The sequence below is a fragment of the Nocardioides sediminis genome, assembly GCF_003047295.1.
Lineage (GTDB): Bacteria > Actinomycetota > Actinomycetes > Propionibacteriales > Nocardioidaceae > Nocardioides > Nocardioides sediminis.
In genome coordinates, this window is sequence record NZ_PZYZ01000001.1 from 740279 (window position 1) to 758082 (window position 17804).

16 protein-coding genes are annotated in these 17804 nt (G+C 71.1%); 10 read left to right on the forward strand and 6 right to left on the reverse strand.

The window, feature by feature from the left end; genetic code table 11:
• Positions 1 to 13: 13 nt before the first annotated feature.
• The gene (locus tag DAI17_RS03605; RefSeq protein ID WP_107771479.1) at positions 14 to 2917 is read right to left on the reverse strand and encodes an arylsulfatase; all 2904 of its coding nucleotides are present in this window, start codon (positions 2915 to 2917) and stop codon (positions 14 to 16) included.
• A 348-nt stretch (positions 2918 to 3265) separates the two neighbouring features.
• Complete coding sequence (locus DAI17_RS03610; protein WP_107771480.1) at positions 3266 to 3679, reverse strand: PRC-barrel domain-containing protein; 414 nt, start codon at positions 3677 to 3679, stop codon at positions 3266 to 3268.
• A 138-nt stretch (positions 3680 to 3817) separates the two neighbouring features.
• Here DAI17_RS03610 and DAI17_RS03615 point away from each other — a divergent pair, with 138 nt between their 5' ends.
• Genes DAI17_RS03615 through DAI17_RS03625 form a run of 3 tightly spaced genes read left to right on the forward strand, consistent with a single transcriptional unit; the run spans position 3818 to position 6635 of the window.
• Positions 3818 to 4567 (forward strand): response regulator transcription factor, encoded by a 750-nt coding sequence (locus tag DAI17_RS03615; RefSeq protein ID WP_234412154.1) that lies wholly within the window; start codon positions 3818 to 3820, stop codon positions 4565 to 4567.
• Positions 4568 to 4608: 41 nt separating this feature from the next.
• Positions 4609 to 5955 carry a sensor histidine kinase gene (locus DAI17_RS03620; RefSeq protein ID WP_234412218.1) on the forward strand — a complete coding sequence of 449 codons (1347 nt, stop codon included), beginning with the start codon at positions 4609 to 4611 and terminating at the stop codon, positions 5953 to 5955.
• 8 nt (positions 5956 to 5963) lie between these two features.
• Positions 5964 to 6635, forward strand: coding sequence for a GerMN domain-containing protein (locus DAI17_RS03625; RefSeq protein ID WP_107771482.1), 672 nt, complete (start codon positions 5964 to 5966; stop codon positions 6633 to 6635).
• A 444-nt stretch (positions 6636 to 7079) separates the two neighbouring features.
• Here the strand turns inward: DAI17_RS03625 and DAI17_RS03635 are convergent, their stop codons facing one another.
• Positions 7080 to 7445, reverse strand: a complete 366-nt coding sequence (locus DAI17_RS03635; protein WP_107771484.1) for an STAS domain-containing protein — start codon at positions 7443 to 7445, stop codon at positions 7080 to 7082.
• A gap of 182 nt (positions 7446 to 7627) precedes the next feature.
• On the opposite strand from DAI17_RS03635, the gene DAI17_RS03640 reads away from it, so the two are divergent.
• Positions 7628 to 7912 carry a Fe-S cluster assembly protein HesB gene (locus DAI17_RS03640; protein ID WP_107771485.1) on the forward strand — a complete coding sequence of 95 codons (285 nt, stop codon included), beginning with the start codon at positions 7628 to 7630 and terminating at the stop codon, positions 7910 to 7912.
• 527 nt (positions 7913 to 8439) lie between these two features.
• Here the strand turns inward: DAI17_RS03640 and DAI17_RS03645 are convergent.
• The gene (locus DAI17_RS03645; RefSeq protein WP_159081335.1) at positions 8440 to 9783 is read right to left on the reverse strand and encodes a GDSL-type esterase/lipase family protein; all 1344 of its coding nucleotides are present in this window, start codon (positions 9781 to 9783) and stop codon (positions 8440 to 8442) included.
• An 858-nt stretch (positions 9784 to 10641) separates the two neighbouring features.
• Here DAI17_RS03645 and DAI17_RS03650 point away from each other — a divergent pair.
• Complete coding sequence (locus DAI17_RS03650) at positions 10642 to 11280, forward strand: ATP/GTP-binding protein (protein ID WP_107771487.1); 639 nt, start codon at positions 10642 to 10644, stop codon at positions 11278 to 11280.
• Positions 11281 to 11331: 51 nt separating this feature from the next.
• Here the strand turns inward: DAI17_RS03650 and DAI17_RS03655 are convergent, their stop codons facing one another.
• Entirely contained in the window at positions 11332 to 12672 is a 1341-nt protein-coding gene (locus DAI17_RS03655) for an LssY C-terminal domain-containing protein (RefSeq protein WP_107771488.1), read from the reverse strand.
• 131 nt (positions 12673 to 12803) lie between these two features.
• On the opposite strand from DAI17_RS03655, the gene DAI17_RS03660 reads away from it, so the two are divergent.
• Both DAI17_RS03660 and DAI17_RS03665 read left to right on the forward strand, forming a co-directional pair.
• A complete protein-coding gene (locus DAI17_RS03660) occupies positions 12804 to 13628 on the forward strand; it encodes an alpha/beta fold hydrolase (protein WP_107771489.1) in 825 nt (274 codons plus the stop codon).
• Positions 13629 to 13880: 252 nt separating this feature from the next.
• Positions 13881 to 14312 (forward strand): hypothetical protein, encoded by a 432-nt coding sequence (locus tag DAI17_RS03665; RefSeq protein ID WP_107771490.1) that lies wholly within the window; start codon positions 13881 to 13883, stop codon positions 14310 to 14312.
• Between the two features lie 99 nt (positions 14313 to 14411).
• Here the strand turns inward: DAI17_RS03665 and DAI17_RS03670 are convergent, their stop codons facing one another.
• Positions 14412 to 14813 carry a hypothetical protein gene (locus DAI17_RS03670; RefSeq protein ID WP_107771491.1) on the reverse strand — a complete coding sequence of 134 codons (402 nt, stop codon included), beginning with the start codon at positions 14811 to 14813 and terminating at the stop codon, positions 14412 to 14414.
• A 290-nt stretch (positions 14814 to 15103) separates the two neighbouring features.
• Between DAI17_RS03670 and DAI17_RS03675 the strand changes: the two genes are divergently transcribed.
• From DAI17_RS03675 to DAI17_RS03685, 3 genes are all read left to right on the forward strand, one after another.
• Complete coding sequence (locus DAI17_RS03675; RefSeq protein WP_107771492.1) at positions 15104 to 16480, forward strand: HNH endonuclease signature motif containing protein; 1377 nt, start codon at positions 15104 to 15106, stop codon at positions 16478 to 16480.
• 31 nt (positions 16481 to 16511) lie between these two features.
• Entirely contained in the window at positions 16512 to 16787 is a 276-nt protein-coding gene (locus DAI17_RS03680) for a hypothetical protein (protein ID WP_107771493.1), read from the forward strand.
• 63 nt (positions 16788 to 16850) lie between these two features.
• A complete protein-coding gene (locus DAI17_RS03685; RefSeq protein WP_159081336.1) occupies positions 16851 to 17753 on the forward strand; it encodes a hypothetical protein in 903 nt (300 codons plus the stop codon).
• Positions 17754 to 17804 lie beyond the last annotated feature (51 nt).

The window sequence follows — 17804 nt, forward strand, 5'->3', positions numbered from 1 at the left end:
CCGGCGCGGAAGCTCAGCCGGCTGCCCCGTGGGCGAGCGCGCCCTGGGCGGTGGACTCGTGCAGGGCGAGCTCGTCGTCCTGGGTGCGCGGTGCGAGGTCGAAGACGACGTTGCGGACTATGCCGGTGAAGGCGTACGGCGCCCGGTCCTCGTAGTCGAGGTCGACCACGCCGCCGTTGTCCCGGGAGATGTCCATGCCCGCGTAGGTGGTGAAGATCAGCGAGACGGTTCGCGGGATGTCCCCCTCGCCGATCTGCTTGTCATCGGCCCACAGCGTGACGTGCCCTCCGGTGCCGGGCCTCGTCTCGTCGGCGTCGAAGAGCATCTTGAGGGTGACATCGCCGGTGGGGACCGGCTCGGTCGAGGTCTGCCGATAGGTGTCGATGCCGAGGTACTGGTAGGTGTGGTTCAGGCGCCCCTTCTCGTCGACCCACAGCGCGAAGCCGCCGATGAAGTCCGCGAATGCGACGAGCACACCCTCGGCACCACCGTCGGGCACGTGGACGTCGGCCTCGATGGCGTAGGAGCGGCCGATGATCCGTGGGATCTGCGTGGTCTGGATGTTCTGCACGTCACCGGCGAAGGTGAACCGGGTCTGGGTGGGCATCGGCGGCAGCATCCCGAAGAACACCGCGAAGCCGCCCAGCAGCGGCAGCACGCGGTTGCGTTCGGCCTCGGCCCAGAACAGCTCGACCAGCTCCGCGACCTTCTCGGGGTGTTCCGCCGCGAGGTCGTGGGCTTGGGAGAAGTCCTCGGGAAGGTAGTAGAGCTCCCAGCGATCCTTCGTGGGGTCCCAGCCGCTGCCGGGTCCGAACCTGGCCAGGGTCTCCGGGGAGAAGTCCCACGGCAGCTTGTCGAGCTTGGTGCAGGCCCACCAGCCGTCCTTGTAGATCGCGCGGCTGCCGTACATCTCGAAGTACTGCACCGAGTGCTGCTCCTCCGCCTCGGGGGCGTCGAAGGTGTAGGCGAAGCTGGTGCCGTCCATCGGTTCCTGCTCGATGCCGTCCACGACCCGGGGCGTCGGAATCCCGACGACCTCCAGGACCGTGGGGACGATGTCGATGCAGTGGGTGAACTGCGGCCTCAGGTCGCCACCACCGGCGATCCGTCTCGGCCACGAGATCACCATCGGGTCGCGGGTCCCCCCGAGGTGGCTGGCCATCTGCTTGCCCCACTGGAAGGGCGCGTTGTTGGCGTGCGCCCAGGCGGCCGCGAAGTGCGGGGCCGTGTGGAAGCCGCCGAGCTCTTCCACCCCGCCGTACCTCTCGATCATCTTGAGCTGTTCCTCGGCGTCGAGCACCACGCCGTTGAAGAACGTGGTCTCGTTGAACGACCCGGTCACGGTGCCCTCCATCGAGGCGCCGTTGTCACCCCACACGTAGATGACCAGGGTGTCGTCGAGCTCGCCCATCTCCTCGACCGCGTCGAGGAGCCTGCCGACGTTCCAGTCGGCGTTCTCGGAGTAGCCGGCGAAGACCTCCATCTGGCGCGCGTAGAGCCTGCGCTCGGCGTCGCTGAGGCTGTCCCAGGCCGGGTACGCCGCGGGGCGCTCGGTGAGCTCGGTGTCGGCCGGGACGATGCCGAGCCGCTTCTGTCGCTCCAAGGTCTTCTCGCGGTAGACGTCCCAGCCGTCGTCGAACTGGCCCTTGTACCTGTCCGCCCACTCCTTGGCCACGTGGTGCGGCGCGTGTGTCGCACCGGTCGAGTAGTAGACGAACCACGGCTTCTCGGGGTCCTGGGCGCGCACTGCGTGGAGCCACTCGACGGTCTTGTCGGTGATGTCGTCGGGGAAGTAGTAGAGCTTTCCGTCGGCACCCTCAGGCACGCCGAGGGTCGAGTTGTCCTGGGTGATGATCGGGTCGTACTGACCGGCCGCCCCGGTCAGGAACCCCCACCAGTGGTCGAAGCCCCACCCGGAGGGCCAGTGGTCGAACGACCCGGCCGCACCCATGTCGTGGCCGGGGGTCATGTGCCACTTGCCGAACCCGCCGGTGATGTACCCGTTCTCCTTGAGGATCCGCGGCAGTGCGGTGCACGACCGTGGGCGGATGCCGGTGTAGCCGGGGAAGGGCGCCGGGAACTCCGCGATCCCGCCCATGCCCACCCGGTGGTGGTTGCGGCCGGTCAGCATCGCGGCGCGCGTCGGGGAGCAGACCGCGGTGACGTGGAAACGGTTGTAGGTGATGCCCTGCTGCTGCACGCGGGTGAGGTTCGGCGTCCGGATGCCACCGCCGAACGTGTCCGGCCCACCGAAGCCCGCGTCGTCGATGAGGACGATGAGGACGTTCGGCGCGTCGTCGGGCGCCTTGGTCGGCGCCACGATGCTCCAGTCACCCACGGACTCGTCGATCGTCCTCCCGCCCACGCCGCTGAAGTGCCGGTCGGGCACGGGCAGGACGCTGCGGTCGGGGTTGAACTTGCCCATCGCCTCGGCCAGCTTGGCCTTGAGCTCGTCGATGCCGCGCTCGTCGCTCTCCACCACGGACTTGACCGGTGAGCCGGGGAGGGCCCGCTCGACCTCGAGACGGGACTCGGCGGGGAAGACACCGATGACCACGGCCGTGCCGGCCTTCAGCGCCTCACCCACCTGCTGCTGGACGGCCGCGGTGAGCTTGTTGCCGGCGAAGTGACCGACCACCGCACCGGCCGCCGCGCCCACCGCCACCGCGCCGAGCATGGGTGGGGCGAACATGCCCACGAGCACGCCCGCGCCGCCACCCCAGCCCGCACCACGGCGACCGAGGTGGTTGCCGGTGTCCATGAGCCGAGGTTTCCCGTCGGCGTCCTTGCCGACAAGGATCATGCCTTGGCTCGACAGGCTCCCGGCCTCGACCTGACCCGCCAGCGATTGGAACTCAGCGGTGGCGATCTCGACATCGGGGTAGCCCGCCACGAGGAGCATCTGCGTACTGGCCATGGTCGGACCCTCGTCTCGGCGCTATCGGTCTGGGTGCTCGCTACGAGTCGACCGCAGTCGCCGGGAGGACGCGTAGGGGCATTGGTCCCGGAGCGGACCGGTGCACGGCCCGGGCTGATGGGCTCGGCGCGCGGGCTCGTCAGGACTCAGTGCTGCGTCGAGCGGCCAGTCATCGCGTAACTCGAGAAGCCGGAGGACTGCCCGTGGGCGAGCCCGAGCCGATCTCGGTGGCGATGAGAATCGCGTTTCCCGGAGGTCGATGTGTCCGTGCTCACCGCGTCCGTCGGGGGGCCGCCGTGGAGTACGGTCCTGGTCGAGCAGCGCGACGCCTGACGGGCACGGCGGGACTCACGATCGACGGTCGTGGAAGTAGGTGCTCCGGTGGCCGGCCTGCCAGAACGGCATGCAGCCGTAGTAGTCGTACACGGGAGCGAAATCGACCGCGTCGCGAAGCGTGGGGTCGTACTCGTCGGCCGCCAGCACCTCCTCGTCCATGTGATGCAGCCGAACGTGGTCGCTCACATGGGCGACGGCCTCCACCGGGACGAGGTGTCGGCGCGAACCGAGTCCGAGCACGCCGCCAGACGCCACGACGAGCAGGCGGCCGCGCCGTTCGACGTCGTCGACGACGATGTCGTCGACTTCGCCGACCCGTCGATCGTGGGCGTCAAGCACGACCAACCCCCTGACGTTGTCCTCGTCGTCGGCGAGGTCGATCTCGTTGCTCTCGAGAGGCAGCAGGCGGAGTTGGAGGGTGGTCATGGTGTCTCCTCGCGGAAGGTCGTGCCTCTCAGCCTGTCCGCGTGCTGTGACCAGTCGTCGGACGCGCACTTTGCAGTCCCATGACAATGCGCCTGAAGGGCCGGCGAGCTCGGTCCGAGGTTGACGGACGATGGGAGCATGGCGCTGATGACTACCCGGGTGCTGGTGCTTGAGGATGACGACGGCCTGCGCGCGTCGCTTCGGCTCGTGCTGGAGAACGACGGGTACGACGTCCTTGAGGCGGCCGAGGCCGAGCAGGCCCTGCGTCTGGTGCAGGACCCTGGCGTCGATCTCATGCTGGTGGACCTGATGCTGGGCGGCGTGGATGGCTTCACGTTCATCCGACGCGCGAGACCGGGGACGGAGGCGCCCATCGTGGTCATCAGCGCGCGTGACGGCGTCGAGGACATCGTTGCCGCGCTCGAGGCCGGTGCCGACGACTACGTGACCAAGCCCTTCGACGTGGCGGAGGTGCGCGCTCGCCTGCTCGCGCTGCTGCGGCGGCCGTCGTTGTCCTCGGCAGGCACGCCGACCAACGGCCGTGCGCACGACGGCGTCGGCTCGGGTGGGCAAGATGTCTTCGTCCTCGACCAGGACGACGGCCCGCTCGTCTTCGACCGTGGAGCGGCGCAGCTGAGTCGCGGTGGACGCGAGATCCACCTCACCATCACCGAGTACCGCCTCCTGTCGGTGATGGCGGAGAACGCCGGGCGGGTGCTGTCGCGGTCGTCGCTGCTCGAGCACGTGTGGGAGCAGGGCTTCTTCGGTGATGAACGCATCGTCGACGTCCACGTGCGCCGACTGCGAAAGAAGCTGGAGCGCGACCCGAGCGCGCCCCGGACGCTCGTGACCGTGCGCGGACTCGGCTACCGGCTCGACACGCGGTGACCGGGAGGCTCACGGGCCGGGGGCTCCGCAGCTCGGTGACCATGGTCTTCGCGGTGGGGGCGTTCACCCTGTCGACCTCCCTGGCGCTCGCCACCTACTTCTCGGCCCGGCACTTGCTCGTGGAGCAGCGTGAGCGCGCAGCATTGCGCCAGGCGTTCACCGACGCCGCCATGGTCCGGGACAGCCTGCGCACCTCGGGAAGTGAGGTCAGCGAGGTGTTGGGCTCGATCTCACCTCCCGCCGGCGCACTGATGTACGTCCATCGTGATGACGCGTGGTATTCCTCGTCGCTCGACCAACCGGGCGAGCAGCTCACCGAAGTGCTGCAGCCGACGGTCGCGGAGGGCTCGGCCGGCCTGGCGTGGACGGAACTCACCGACCCCCACGCGATCGTCGTCGGCGTTCCCCTGCCCGCCGTGGACGCGGAGTACTACGAGGTGGCCGTGCCCGAGGAGCTTGCCGCGACGCTGCGGACGATGGCGCTGGCCCTCGCGGTGTCCGCAGCGCTCACCACGATGGGCGGTGCGGTCGTCGGCCGGGCTGCGAGCAGGCGCGTGCTGGAGCCGCTCGGGCAAGTCGCGGGTGCCGCGGCCCAGGTGTCGTCCGGGAACCTGGGTGCGCGACTGCGCGATACGAGTGACCCGGACCTAGCAGTACTGGTCGGCGCCTTCAACCACATGGTCAACGCCCTGCACGAGCGGATCGAGCAGGATGCACGATTCGCGGCGGACGTGAGCCACGAGCTCCGGACGCCGCTGACGACCCTGACCACGAGCCTCAGCGTGCTGCAGAGCGACGACAACCTCGGAGCGGGATCCGCCAGCGCCGTCGACCTGATGGCGGCCGAGCTCGCACGGTTCCGCCGGGCGCTCGAGGACCTGCTTGCCCTGGGCCGGCTGGATGCAGGCGCTCGCGAGAGCGAGACCACCGAGGTGGGTGCGCGAGAGCTCGTGCGACAGGCGCTGCACGCAAGCGGCCGGCCGCCCGAGCTGTTGCTGGCGGATGGTGAGCAAGGTGTTGATCCGCGGGTCGACGTCGACCGTCCGCAGCTCCTGCGCGCGTTGATCAACCTGTTCCAGAACGCAGACGTGCACGGTCACGGACTCACGGCGGTCCGGGTCGAGGCAGTCGACGATCACGTGGAGTTCCGGATCCAGGACCGCGGACCCGGCGTGGCACCCGAGGATCGTCAACGGATCTTCGAGCGCTTCGCGCGTGCCGGGGGCGCAAAGGCTGGCACCGGCAGCGGACTGGGCCTGAGCATCGTGGCGCAGACAGCCACGAACCATGGCGGAGCCGTCTGGTGCTCGCAGGCGCGGCCGCCGGGGCAGGGAGCAGAGTTCGTGATGCGCCTCCCGCGAGCCGGCTGCGAGCGAGTGCCGCGGTGAATGTAGGCATGCCACCCCACGACGCCCGCTGGAGACGGTGGGCAGTCGGCACTGCGTTTCCCGCCCTGCTTCTGGCTGCCGCCGGCTGCGGGCTGCCCGGGGGCACCGACGCGCGGGCGATCGACGATTCAGCCGTCCCCTATCGTCTCCTCGAGAGCGAGCGACCATCCGGTACCTCCTCTTCAGAAGGGCCGGTGCGGGCCATCGCGCCCGTCGTGTTCTGGCTCGTCGACGACGAGCACCTCACGCCAGCGGCCGTGGACGTGTCCTGTGCCGCCCCCCCGTACGAGGTGGTGGAGCACCTGCTGAGGGCGTTGGGAGCCGGGCCCGACGACCCCGCCCGCGCGGCGGGCAGGGCGACAGCCGTTCCGCCGTCGACCCCCCTGACTCTCGTGGAGGTGGCGGACGGCGTCGCCACGGTGGCGATGGATCCCACAACGCCCATCACCGCCGACCGGCTTCCGCTCGCCGTCGGGCAGCTGGCGCTGTCCGTGACCTCGGCGCCCGGAGTCGACCGGGTACTGGTCAGCATTGCCGGCGAGGCCGTGCAGGTGCCGCTGCCCGGTGGTGCGCTCACAGCGCGGCCCGTGTCTGCGGACGACTACGCCGAACTGGTGCCGGACCGTTACCGCGACCGTGGGAAGCCAGGCGGGATGACGGCCGGCATCGGTTGCCGGTGAGGGGCTACGCGGGTCGGCCGGCGGCGTCTGGCCCGGGTTTCGACGTGTCGAGCACCATCCACTGTGCGGGTGTTGAGCCACCCTCGACGCCCCAGGTGTCAGCCAAGGCATCTACCAGGTGCGCTGTCGCCATGACGTCGGGCTCGGCGACTGCGTCGGGTGGTACGCCGCGAGGGCCGTGCCACTGGACGTCGAGTCGCACCCGGTCCGGGTCGACCCACCGCAGCAGTACCGTGACGGACCGCGGGCGGTACCGGGTGCCGGCAGCCATCGCCGCCGCCGTCAGGAGGCACAGCCGGTCCATCGCTCGCGCAGGCAACGCGCGGTCGCGTCCCCACCGACGTACGAGCTCGACGGTGTCGCCCTCCGTCCGCGGTCCACACGGCAGGTGGTATCGGGAGACCCCCGGGCCGAGCAAGGATCCACCGGACACGTCGGACGCGCTCATCGGCTGGATGCCTCGACCAGCAGGGTGTCTGCGAGTCCAGTGCGTCGCAGGGTCGCGCCTCCGCCGCGGGGCAGGTGGCGGAGGCGCACGTCGACACCACGAGACTGGCAGGTCTCGCGCAGCCACAGAAGGACCGCGACCGCTCCGGACGACAGGGCCGTCAGGCACGACAGATCCACCACCAGCGCCGGTGGCGGGGCGTCGAGCAGGGGCGGGACCCGCCGTCTGAGGTCCCTGATGGGGTCGCGAGGGTCCATGGTGTCCAACACCAGCACGACGTCCTCCCGCACGTCGTACTCGAGAGCGTCCCGCTCGACGGTTGGCCGGTCGAGCGCGCTGCGGCGGGTCTTGTCCGGGGACATGGACTCAGGCTCGCTCCTCCAGGCGACCGGGGAGCAGGCGCCGGTGTTGCAGCTTCATGACAATCGTCCGGCAGCTCGCGGCGGCTTCGGTCGAGGTCGTTGTGAGTCGGACGACGACGTGGGTCCATGGATGGGCAGGACGTGGCGCAGACCTACTGCCCAGCTACAGGAGGGAAGACGACATGTTCACCCTGACCCGGCAGGCACGCTCCGTCGTACGGCGGGTGACATCCCACCCGGTGCTCTCGGCACGCTCCGGCCTCCGCATCGCCAGCGCTGGCCCCGAGGCTGCGCCGATGCAGGTCGCCGCCGTGAGGGGCCCGCAACCAGGTGACGCGGTCGTGGAGCACGACGGTGCCAGGGTCTTCCTGGGACCGCGGGCGCTCGAGCGACTCCAGGGCCGGACCGTCGACGCCGTCACCGATCAGGCCGGTCGGGTCCAGTTCGTGCTCAAGGCTCGTTCATGACGACGCCGAGCCAGCGCGGCGGCGCGAGGAGCAGTCCGCGCGGCTGGCCTGCAAGCCGGTGACGAGGTCGAGGTACTGCAGCGGGTGCAGCGGGATGGCAACTCCGCGGTGGGTCAACGGCGTCCGATGTCCGTGGGCTCCGGGACGCCAGCCGGCTCAACGGCCGGTACGTCGCTCGCTGTGGAGGTGAGCACTTGGGCCTCGGCCGCCCGGTGCACAGGCAGGGCTGCGTCGTGGAGGTCGCGCTGCGTGTCCCACCGCGATGGTCCGCCTCCTCGACTGGGCCGGCCGGTCGACAAGGAAGTTGACCCGACAGCCGGAGCCCGGCGACTCGTCCCTGGCCGAGCGGCCGGGCCTCCGGCGCGCGCCCCCCGGGCGCGCTCGGCCGTCTCCCCCGGAGACCGCCGAAAGAAAGACGGTGCCTGCCGAGGGTGACCACGACCGCTCAGCGAGGTTGCAGCCCCCTGACAACAAGGCGGGCCTGTGGGCATGAAGGGTTGGCCGGTGTCGTCCACGCGCCCGCACGGCTAGTCGCCCGCACCGGTGGGTGGGGATGTCGGCGTGTCTGCAAGAGCCTGGACGTCGGCCAAGGCTATGGCCAGCCCACCCGCGGGCGTGGGATGGAACGGTGCGTTGGCGTCGAGTCCTTGGACATACGGCGTCGCGTCGCACGGGCCGTGGCCCGAGAAGTCCGGCAGGGTGCTGACGAATCCGGCAGCGACCGCGCCTTGCGCGAGGACGCTGTTGAGGATCGCCAGTCGGGACAGCATGGAACGCAGCTTGCTGCTCGTTACTCCCACCTTGGACAGACAGCTCACGTCGCCCGCGAACGGGTCGTAGTACAGGTTCACCAGGACGCTGGGGTGGTTCGGCAGCTGCTGGAGCTCGGTGAGCAGCTGTAGCCACTCGGTGCTGAACTGCGCCAGGTGGCTCTGGAAGTACGCCTGCGCTGCCGCGTTGTCGCAGTCCTCGGAGGCCGCGCACAAGCGCAGGATGTTCGTCCACCTCACATCGTTGGCGCCGATGCTCAGGATGACGGTCGAGGCGCTCGTCACAGACTTGTCGCCGAGCTGAGGCGGCAACGTCAGGCCACGCGTGGTCTGGGGACCCAGGATGCCGGCCGCGATCGTTGCCCCGCTGCACGCCAGCGACGTCACCTCGAGTCCGGCCACCTGGGCGAGCGCAACCGGGTAGGAGTCCACGCTGCGCCGACAAGCGTTGTCGGCCGCGCTCGGATCCGCCGGGGCCGGATTGCCGCGACCGGCAGCGGTCGAATCGCCCAGCACCACTACGCCGCCCGAGGGTGAGGCGGGCGGCTGCGGAGCGGCAGGGGTAGGGACGGGAGTCCCGCCGACCAGCTCGACCAGTGAATGCACCTGGCCGAACTTCGCCGGTGCGCTGAAGGCGGTGACCATGATCGCTCCGAGGTCGATTCCCGCGGCGAGCACCAGCCCTGCCAACAGGGTCAGCAGAGTCGAGCGCCACGAGCGGCGTCGCCACCCGCATATGGCACCCAGGAGCAGGACCGTCACCACCGCGACCACCGCGACCTGCCAGTAGAAGTACCGACGAAACCCGCGGACGAGCGCGTCCTGCAGGGCTCCCCCCGGCTCCTCGCCGGAGGTGGTGCCTGCTATCTCGGCCAGCTGCGCGGACACGGTGATGTGCGTCAGACGCAGCCGCGGGCGAACCGGACCGACGAAGGTGACGGTTGTGGGGATCGACTGCCCGAACAGGTCGAGCTCAGCGGGCCCCGAGAGGCTCAGCGACGGCGCGGTCACCCCCACCTGCACCGTTTGCCCCGCGGTCGAGACCTCCTGCATCGGGGTCACCAACAGCGAGACGGCGATCGCGATCCCCGCGGCAAGCATGACGAGAGCCACTTCTAGGCCGAAGCGGCGCAGTCGCAGCCGGCGGACCCTTGCCGCGGCCGGAGCTATCGCTCTCACCTCTCAGAACTGTAGACCTGTAGAGCGAGCCACAGTGGTTCTGCGGTCATGGGTGACGGCTGCACTGTGCGTCAGATGGTGCTCCTGTTCATCTAGCGACCGCCTTGACCACGGCGATCAGCAGGACGGCGGCGATGACGGCGAGCACGAACCCGAGGATGTTGGGTTCGAAAATGCCGCCCGTGCTGAGAAGCGGGGCGGTGAGTCCGCCGATGAGGGACCGACGAGGGGGACGGCGCCACGTTCACGGCCAAGCCGTGGGTCGACGCCTCCGGCGATTGGGATGCGTTCTGTCGCGCGCGGCAGTGCGTTCCCGATCTGGCCGGACCTCCGCGCTGAGTTACGTGTCGGCGCTGGTCAGGACTGTATTTCCCACCCCCCACGGAGGCGGGGGTCGGAAGGACAGCCGGGAGAAACATCGGGATAACCAGGCTGTAGTTCTGGTGCTTCCGACCCGCGCCCGATCATGCCGTCCGGGTCGGTCGTAGGCACTCTGCCCACCAGGTGAGTCGGGCGAACACCCCGGCGGACGACAGCGCGCGCCCCCTCCCTCGCCGCCGCGGCGCCGAACCGGGAACCCGCTGGACCATGGACGGCCCTCCCGCAGAGCAGCCATGATCTCCGCCGCTGCCTGTGTGGTCACGGGGCGAAAGACCCGGACCGACCGGCCCGCAGCAGCCCGGTCCGGGCTGCGCGACACCGTCGTGCAGGAGAAGCACGACGCTTCGCCCCGGCACCCGCGGGTACGGTGCAGCTCCCGGTGGGAGAAGGAGGCAGCTGATGGTGGCCTGTCCATGCTCGGAGCACCATGACACCCGGCGGATGGTGCTGACCGGGGGGCCCGGAGCCGGCAAGACCGCAGTGCTGGAGATCGTCCGGCGGTCCCTGTGCGAGCACGTGCGGGTCCTGCCCGAGGCGGCCAGCATCGTCTTCGGAGGCGGGTTCCCGCGAGAGGACGACCCACAGTGCCGGCGGGCCGCCCAGCTGGCGATCTTCCATGTCCAACGGCAGCTCGAGGCGACCGGGGACGCCCACAACGCGGCCATCGTCCTGTGCGATCGAGGCACGGTCGACGGCCTGGCCTACTGGCCGGCCTCGGCCGAGGACTTCTGGGCCTCGACCGGTACCACGCTGGAGGCCGAGCTCGAGCGGTACGACGCCGTGGTCCACCTCCGCACACCGGCTGCCGAGCAGGGCTACAACCGGCAGAACCCGGTGCGGATCGAGTCCGCAGCTGCGGCAGCCGAGATCGACGCCCGGATCCTGAGGATCTGGGCGCCGCACCCGCGTCGCCATCTCGTCGAGGCCTCGGGTGACTTCCTCGACAAGGCGGCGGCGACCCTGGCGATCCTCCGGCACGAGCTCCCGGAGTGCTGCGCGCACCACGTGCGGTCGGCGCTCCCCGAGGTCGGCCGCTGACGCGGATGACGGCACCTGTCAGCAGGCGGGTGACTGCAACGTTCGGCGGCCTCAGGGTCGCCGGTCGGTCCGCACCCAGCGTCGCGCCTCGTCGGAGCTCACCGCGATGAGGATGAGAACGGTGATCGCGGTGCTCATCAGGACCGGGAAGTTGACCTCGGCGGCGGTGCCGAGGCCGACCAGCTGCGTGACCGCCTCGGCGGTGCACACGCCCATCAGGGCGATCCGGGCCCAGGCGTGATGGGCGAGCATCAGCACCCACAGGCCGACGAGGCACAGCGCACCGCTGCCCATCACGGCGAGCTCGACGGTCGAGGCGGTGGCTGAGGAGCTGTCCTCCTGGAAGAGGGCGACCATCGCGGTCGCCAGGGTGACCGCAGCCTTGGCCATGCTCATGACGGCGGCGGCCAGGAGGCTCGGCGGCGGTACTCGGTGGGCCGCCGCTCGCGACAGCGCGTCGGTCGCCGGCTCTGCCCGGTCGGGCTCCGGCGCACGGAGGCTGGTCAGGTCGAGGATCGGCAGCCTTCCATCGGTGCGTACAACGTCGCCGCCACCGTTGCGGGTGGTGAACGCGCTGGAGTAGTCCTCGATGACGCGCAGGGAGGCTTCCGGGACGACGTACCGGACGGTGTCGATGACGTAGTCACGCTCGATGTCGACGTCCGCGTCCACCCGGTGCGTCACCTGCAGGGTGAACAGGGAGATGCCGACCGCCCTGTCGTACGTCGCGGCCGCCAGCCACTGCACCTCGAACCCGCCGGGCAGCCTCCAGCCGTCCGGGACCGGCCAGAATCGCACGTGGTGGCGTTGCGACGGGTTGCCGTCGACCTCCTGCTGGTAGGCGAAGGCCTGCCGCTGCCCGAAGAGGAACAACGAGGAGACCGGGGCTTCCGGGTAGGGGCGGCGCAGCACCGACGAGACGACGATCCGCCAGGAGGAGCGGATCGTGAGCTCGTCGGCACGGGTCCAGCCGGCCCGGCTCAGGGCAGCGTGGATGTCCGCCTCGCTGCCGTCGAGGGCCAGGTTGATCGGATCGCCGAGCACGCCGACGTCGGTGATGGCCCGCCCGATGAAGTAGTCGGGCACGTAGATCCTCGAGAGCACCTCCTGCAGGCGGGGCAGCCCCACGTAGGCCAGCAGCACCCAGAACAGGAACACCGCGCCGACCGCGTACCAGCCGTCGCCGAAGCCGACGGTGACCACGATCCACCCCAGCCACATCACGAGCACGGTGCCGATCACGAAGAAGGCGCCGTCGACGATCTCCTGGACGGGCCAGAGCGGGATGCTCGAGACGTCGTCCGGTGCCAGCTCGAAGGTGGGCGGCGACGTCGGAGGCGGCGTGTCCACGGGATCGCCGCGGCGCCAGTCATCCGCGGGTTCGACCCCCATGGGCGACCCTCCTCGCTCTCCAAGGGACCTTCGCAGGCTACCGAAGGCGGACCGGCGGCGGTTCCCCAGAAATCGCGATGCTGCTGCGCTGGCCGCGGCCTGGACCCGGCCGGGAGCACTAGCCTCGGCCCATGAAGGCCCGCCGAGGACCAGGCGACGGCTGGGTGGACGAGCAGCTCCAGGTGGGAGGGTCGTCCGTCCACTGCCGGCGGAGCACTTCCGGAGGCGGTGTCCCTCTCGTCCACCTGCACGGCTTCGCGATCTCCGGCGCCTACCTGATGCCGACCGCCCGCGCCCTCGCCGCTCGTGGAGAGAACGTGGTTCCGGACCTCCCCGGCTACGGGCGCAGCGAGCGCCGAGACCGCGTGCTCGACATCCCGGGGCTTGCCGAGTGCACCGTCGCGATCCTCGACGGCCTCGACATCGACCGGGCCGTCCTGGTCGGGAACTCGATGGGCTGCGCCGTCGGCCTGGAGGTCGCTCACCGAGCGCCCGGGCGGGTGCACCGGCTCGTGCTGGTCTCGCCCGCTGGAGGCGCACACAACCAGCCCATGGGCCGCGCCATCGGGCAGCTGGCGAGGGACGTCTTCCGGGAGAGCGCGAGGATGTTTCCCGTCGCCCTCCCCGACTACGTGAGGTTCGGGCCGCTGAACGGACTGCGTCTCTTCGGCGAGCTGACGCGCTTCCCGTCGCTGGAGCGACTACTGCACACCCCCGTCCCGACCCTTGCCGTCCTGGGGACCCGCGACCCGCTCCTGCCGCCATCCGACCGCATCCGGGAGGTCGCCCGGCTCGCCCCCGAGCACCTCACGGTCGCCCTCGTCGACCGTGCGGCACATGCGGTGAACTTCAGTCACCCCGTGGAGCTGGCAGGCGTGATCGGGCAGTGGCTCGACGATGCGATCGGTGACGGCTCGCTCCTCCCGGACGGAGTGCGGGTGGTGACGGCCAGGTAGCAGGGGAGAGGAGCGATCCACGACGTCTCTCTCGGCGGAGCTCGACATCGCTGGCGTCGACCCGGACGCCGGACGCGGGGTCTCGGGTCGTTTCGCCGACGTCACGCGGCTGGCAGCACGGCTCCGCGGCGCAGACGGAGGTGCCACCTGGTCGCGCCAGCGGGAGCTGGCACCGGGGTCTTCCTCGACCAGTGACGGATGATCCCCGATCGAGGCGATGGACCGGGCCGGCCGGAGGCCGAGACTGCAGGCATGGTCTTCGCGTCCTCGGAAGCCGAGCCCGGGCTCGCGGTGGAGCGTCGTCGTCCCGGCCTCGCCCTCCTGGCCGCTGGCCTCGCCGTGACGCCGTACGCCGTGTGCCTCGCGCTCCCGTACTACGTCAACGGCGTCCACCGGCGCCCCGCCGGCGAGACGATCTACGCCCACGACCTGTCGACGATGTGGCCCTACGACACCCCGCTCGGCGGAGTGGTCGGCTTCGTCGCGATCGTCGGGATACCGACCGCGCCCTTCGTCTCCATTGGTGTGGCGATGTGGTCGTTGCTCAGCCTGTGGGCCTGGGGACGGACGCTGGCTTCGCGGGAGGTCGTCCTCTACGTAGCCGCGGCGGCGGTCGGCATCGCGTCGGTCGCCTGGTTGGCCACGTCGCCGGCGAACGAGCTCCTCCTGTGGTTCTGGGACTGACCCGACCGCGACCGCCATCCTGAGGCCAGGCGCAGAGCAGGACGCCGGCCCTCCCGGGCCAGCCAGATGGTCGAACCACGGATGGGCCGGCGCAGCCTGTCAGGCCTCCGCGGGAACCTCGGTGGTCACCTGCGCGGCCTCGCACGACGTCAGTCGCTCCTGCCCCTTGACCAGTCGCTGCTGCTGGGCCCGCTTGATCACCTTCGTCTCGTCGCGGTCGTCCTTCGCAGCGGCCAGCGCGCGGCGGGCGTCGGCCTTCTCACGGCCCGCCTCTGCCTGGGCCACGACCTTCTTGGCCTTCTTCACGCGAGCCTGCTGACGCTCGAACACGGCGGTGACGCGCTCGAGGGCGCCCTTCGCCTTCTCGACCTTCGCCTGCTGCTGCGCGCACGGGGCCGTCGCCGCTTCGTCGTCAGCGCTGGCTGCCGACACGGTGAACCCTCCGCCGAGAGCAACCGCCGCGGTGGCGACGAGGCCTGCGATGCGGATCGAGACAGACATGCGGAACCCTCCAGGGTCTCGGCGTGGCCCTTCGCCACACCTCGTCATTCCATCAGCGTTCGAGCGCCCGAGACTGTCACGCCTGCGGCTGGTGGAAGGCGATGCCAGGTCGGCACCAGCACGATCTCCGCCAGGCATCCTCGGTGATGCGCGTCAGGCCGACCTCGCCAGCACGATGCTGGGCCCATGCGCCAGGCGAGAGGCATGACCACGACGGTGCGTGCCGAGCTCTGTGCACAGGGGAGCTGCAGGGCGTTGACCTCGAACGCGTGTTCGATAGAGAATGGACCATGCTCGCCGCCACCGCCTCTGACATCGCGCTGATCGGACGCGTGCGCGAGGCCGACGCGGAGGCGCGTGCCGCCCAGACGCGGGTCTTCCTGCTGGCCGCCGAGTGGGCCGACGCCCACGTCGACCCCGACGCGTCAACGCAGTCGGGGGAGTGCGTGCACGGATGCCGCAGCGCCGACCGCCGCGACCTCGACGTCGGTGACTTCGCGGGCGGCTGTGCCGAGGGATGCGTCGGCGATCCGGACGGCTTCCACGACCCCTTCATCCCGGTCGTGCGCTGGGACGCCGCGGCCCCCTTCGGCGCCGCCATCGGGCGCACCACCCAGGCCGGCTCGCTGGTGATCCGCGACGCCCTGCTCACCCGGCACCGTCTCCCTCGTGTGTGGCAGCGGGTCCAGGCGGGCGAGGTCGAGCCGCACCGGGCCAGGATGCTGGCCCAGTCGGTCATCGGCCGACCGCGGGACGTCTCCGACCACCTCGACCGCACCCTCGCGCACGTCGCCCACAAGCTCGGCCGGGTCGCCCTCGACCGGGCGATCGACGAGGCCATGCTCCGGCTCTACCCCGAGCAGCGGGAGGCCGAGCAGCTCGAGGCGCTGGATCGACGCTTCGCCACCCTGCACGTCGACTCGATCAACCACGTGGGGATAGCCGACATGTCGGTGCGCGGCGACTGGAAGGACCTGCACGACTTCGATCGCGCCCTGGCCGCGGTCGCCGTGGCCCTGGCCGCCCAGGACGAGGCGACCGGCCTCGTCCCCGACAGCCTCGACGTACGCCGCTCGCGCGCGGTGGGCGTGCTGGCCGACCCCGCAACCGCGCTCGCCCTGCTCTCCGGCGAGCACGCGCCGCCACCGTCCAAGCGCGCCCAGCTCGTCCTGACGATGCGCGCCGAGTCGCTGACCGGCGACCCCGTCGCCGACAACACGACCGCCAGCCGACCCGTCCTCGAGCAGGCCGTCCGCGACTGGTGCGGCCGCACGGACACCCACCTGACGGTCCTGCCGGTGATCGACCTGGCAGGTCACGACTCGACCGACGCCTACCGCCCCCGCGACGCCACCATCCATCGCGCCGACCTGGTGGCCCAGCGTTGCGTCTTCCCGCACTGCACCAAGCCCGCCACGGCGTGCGACCACGACCATGTCATCCCCTACGACCACGACGACCCGGCGAGCGGCGGACCCTCCTGCGACTGCAACATCGCCCCGCTGTGCCGACATCACCACCAGCTCAAGACCCACGCCGGGTGGGGCTACTCGGTCCTCGACACCGGGCTCTGGCTCTGGTCCGACCCGCACGGCCAGCAGTTCCTGCGCGACCGCGTCGGTACCACCGACGTCACGCCCACCCGGCGATGTCGCCGCCAGGAGTGAGACAACCACGTGGGCAGTCATGGCCGGAGGGATGAGTCGGAGGCGCGGGGAGTCCCTCGCCGCCCGGGTAGCAGCCACGCAGCAACGACGGGACAAGGTCCCCCAGCCCGGCCCAGCGGCCGGACTGCCGCCGGTCAGGCACTGCTGGTACGACGGACCCCACGGCCGTCAGGCGGCGCTGCTGCTGGGGTGGCGCAGGGTCGGTGACGGCTGGAGCGGCCGCATCGCCGTGGCCGTCCCGGACGAGGCCGGGTGGGCGCTGGTCGAGATGTGGGTCGACGCGGGCATGCTGCGACCCGACGGTTGACCCGTCTCGTCCCGTGTGCGCGTTCCCGGGACCGCCCGCGGCAGGCGCACCACAATGGCCGCCATGACGACGTACGCCGACGACGCCGCCCGGCTGCCCACCGGAACGACCCCGGGGGACCGGCCCGGTCGAGGTGCGGGGTTCTGGGTGCGCACCGTGCTCGCGACCGGGTTCGGGATGGTGGCGGCCGGGCTGCTCGCGCTGGCCGGGGTGCTCGCGGTGTTCGCCGTCGTCGTGGTCACCCCGGAGCAGCCGGGCCGGGCGCTGGCGGCCCTGACCTCCGTGCCCGAGCTCCGCCACGACGCGGCCGAGTCCCTCGTCGCCGACGTCGAGGAGGAGAGGGGGAGGCCCTTCGCCCCCGGCACCCGCGAGGTCCTGGTGGCCGCGGCGGACGACGCCCTGGGCGACCCCGCCGTGCTGGACGCGCTGGGCGCGCTCCGGATCGAGGACGGCCGCCTGGACCCCACGCCGTACGTCGCCGCGATCTCCGACGAGCTCGGGCGGCAGGCCGCCGCGACCGACGACCCGGAGGCCCGCCGGGTGCTCTCGACCTTCGCCGACGAGCTGCCCGAGGTCGTGGCCGGGTCCGAGGTCGAAGGCGGCGAGGCGGCCGAGGGGCTGGGCTTCGCGCGGGGGCTGGAGGTGGCCCAGCGCTGGGGGCTGATCACCTCGGCGGTCGTGGCCGTCGTGGGTGTCATCGCCGGGCTGGTCGCGACCGCGGTCGCGGTCCACCGCGGCCTCACCGCCGCCCTGGTCCCGTCCGCGGCCCTGGTCGTAGCCGCCCTCGCACTGGCTCCGGGGGAGTGGCTGCTGGGCTTCGGCAACGGGGCGGGAGGTGTGCTGGCACACCTGGTGGCCGCGGCCGGCGCGTTCGCCGGGTCCGGCCTGGTGTGGTCGCTCCTGCTCGCCTCGCTCGTGCCGCCGGCGCTGTGGTGGGCGGTCCGCAGCGCCCGGACGGCCTCCTGACGCCGAGCCCGTGACGCTGCACGGCCCGCCCTGCGCGAGCAGGACGGGCCG

What these genes read in the sequence shown, in the direction of transcription:
- DAI17_RS03605 (WP_107771479.1), bottom strand. Translation starts at nt 2,917, where the DNA reads ATGGCCAGTACGCAGATGCTCCTCGTGGCGGGCTACCCCGATGTCGAG.
- DAI17_RS03610 (WP_107771480.1), bottom strand. Translation starts at nt 3,679, where the DNA reads ATGACCACCCTCCAACTCCGCCTGCTGCCTCTCGAGAGCAACGAGATC.
- DAI17_RS03615 (WP_234412154.1), top strand. Translation starts at nt 3,818, where the DNA reads ATGGCGCTGATGACTACCCGGGTGCTGGTGCTTGAGGATGACGACGGC.
- DAI17_RS03620 (WP_234412218.1), top strand. Translation starts at nt 4,609, where the DNA reads ATGGTCTTCGCGGTGGGGGCGTTCACCCTGTCGACCTCCCTGGCGCTC.
- DAI17_RS03625 (WP_107771482.1), top strand. Translation starts at nt 5,964, where the DNA reads ATGCCACCCCACGACGCCCGCTGGAGACGGTGGGCAGTCGGCACTGCG.
- DAI17_RS03635 (WP_107771484.1), bottom strand. Translation starts at nt 7,445, where the DNA reads ATGTCCCCGGACAAGACCCGCCGCAGCGCGCTCGACCGGCCAACCGTC.
- DAI17_RS03640 (WP_107771485.1), top strand. Translation starts at nt 7,628, where the DNA reads ATGTTCACCCTGACCCGGCAGGCACGCTCCGTCGTACGGCGGGTGACA.
- DAI17_RS03645 (WP_159081335.1), bottom strand. Translation starts at nt 9,783, where the DNA reads ATGCTTGCCGCGGGGATCGCGATCGCCGTCTCGCTGTTGGTGACCCCG.
- DAI17_RS03650 (WP_107771487.1), top strand. Translation starts at nt 10,642, where the DNA reads ATGGTGGCCTGTCCATGCTCGGAGCACCATGACACCCGGCGGATGGTG.
- DAI17_RS03655 (WP_107771488.1), bottom strand. Translation starts at nt 12,672, where the DNA reads ATGGGGGTCGAACCCGCGGATGACTGGCGCCGCGGCGATCCCGTGGAC.
- DAI17_RS03660 (WP_107771489.1), top strand. Translation starts at nt 12,804, where the DNA reads ATGAAGGCCCGCCGAGGACCAGGCGACGGCTGGGTGGACGAGCAGCTC.
- DAI17_RS03665 (WP_107771490.1), top strand. Translation starts at nt 13,881, where the DNA reads ATGGTCTTCGCGTCCTCGGAAGCCGAGCCCGGGCTCGCGGTGGAGCGT.
- DAI17_RS03670 (WP_107771491.1), bottom strand. Translation starts at nt 14,813, where the DNA reads ATGTCTGTCTCGATCCGCATCGCAGGCCTCGTCGCCACCGCGGCGGTT.
- DAI17_RS03675 (WP_107771492.1), top strand. Translation starts at nt 15,104, where the DNA reads ATGCTCGCCGCCACCGCCTCTGACATCGCGCTGATCGGACGCGTGCGC.
- DAI17_RS03680 (WP_107771493.1), top strand. Translation starts at nt 16,512, where the DNA reads ATGAGTCGGAGGCGCGGGGAGTCCCTCGCCGCCCGGGTAGCAGCCACG.
- DAI17_RS03685 (WP_159081336.1), top strand. Translation starts at nt 16,851, where the DNA reads ATGACGACGTACGCCGACGACGCCGCCCGGCTGCCCACCGGAACGACC.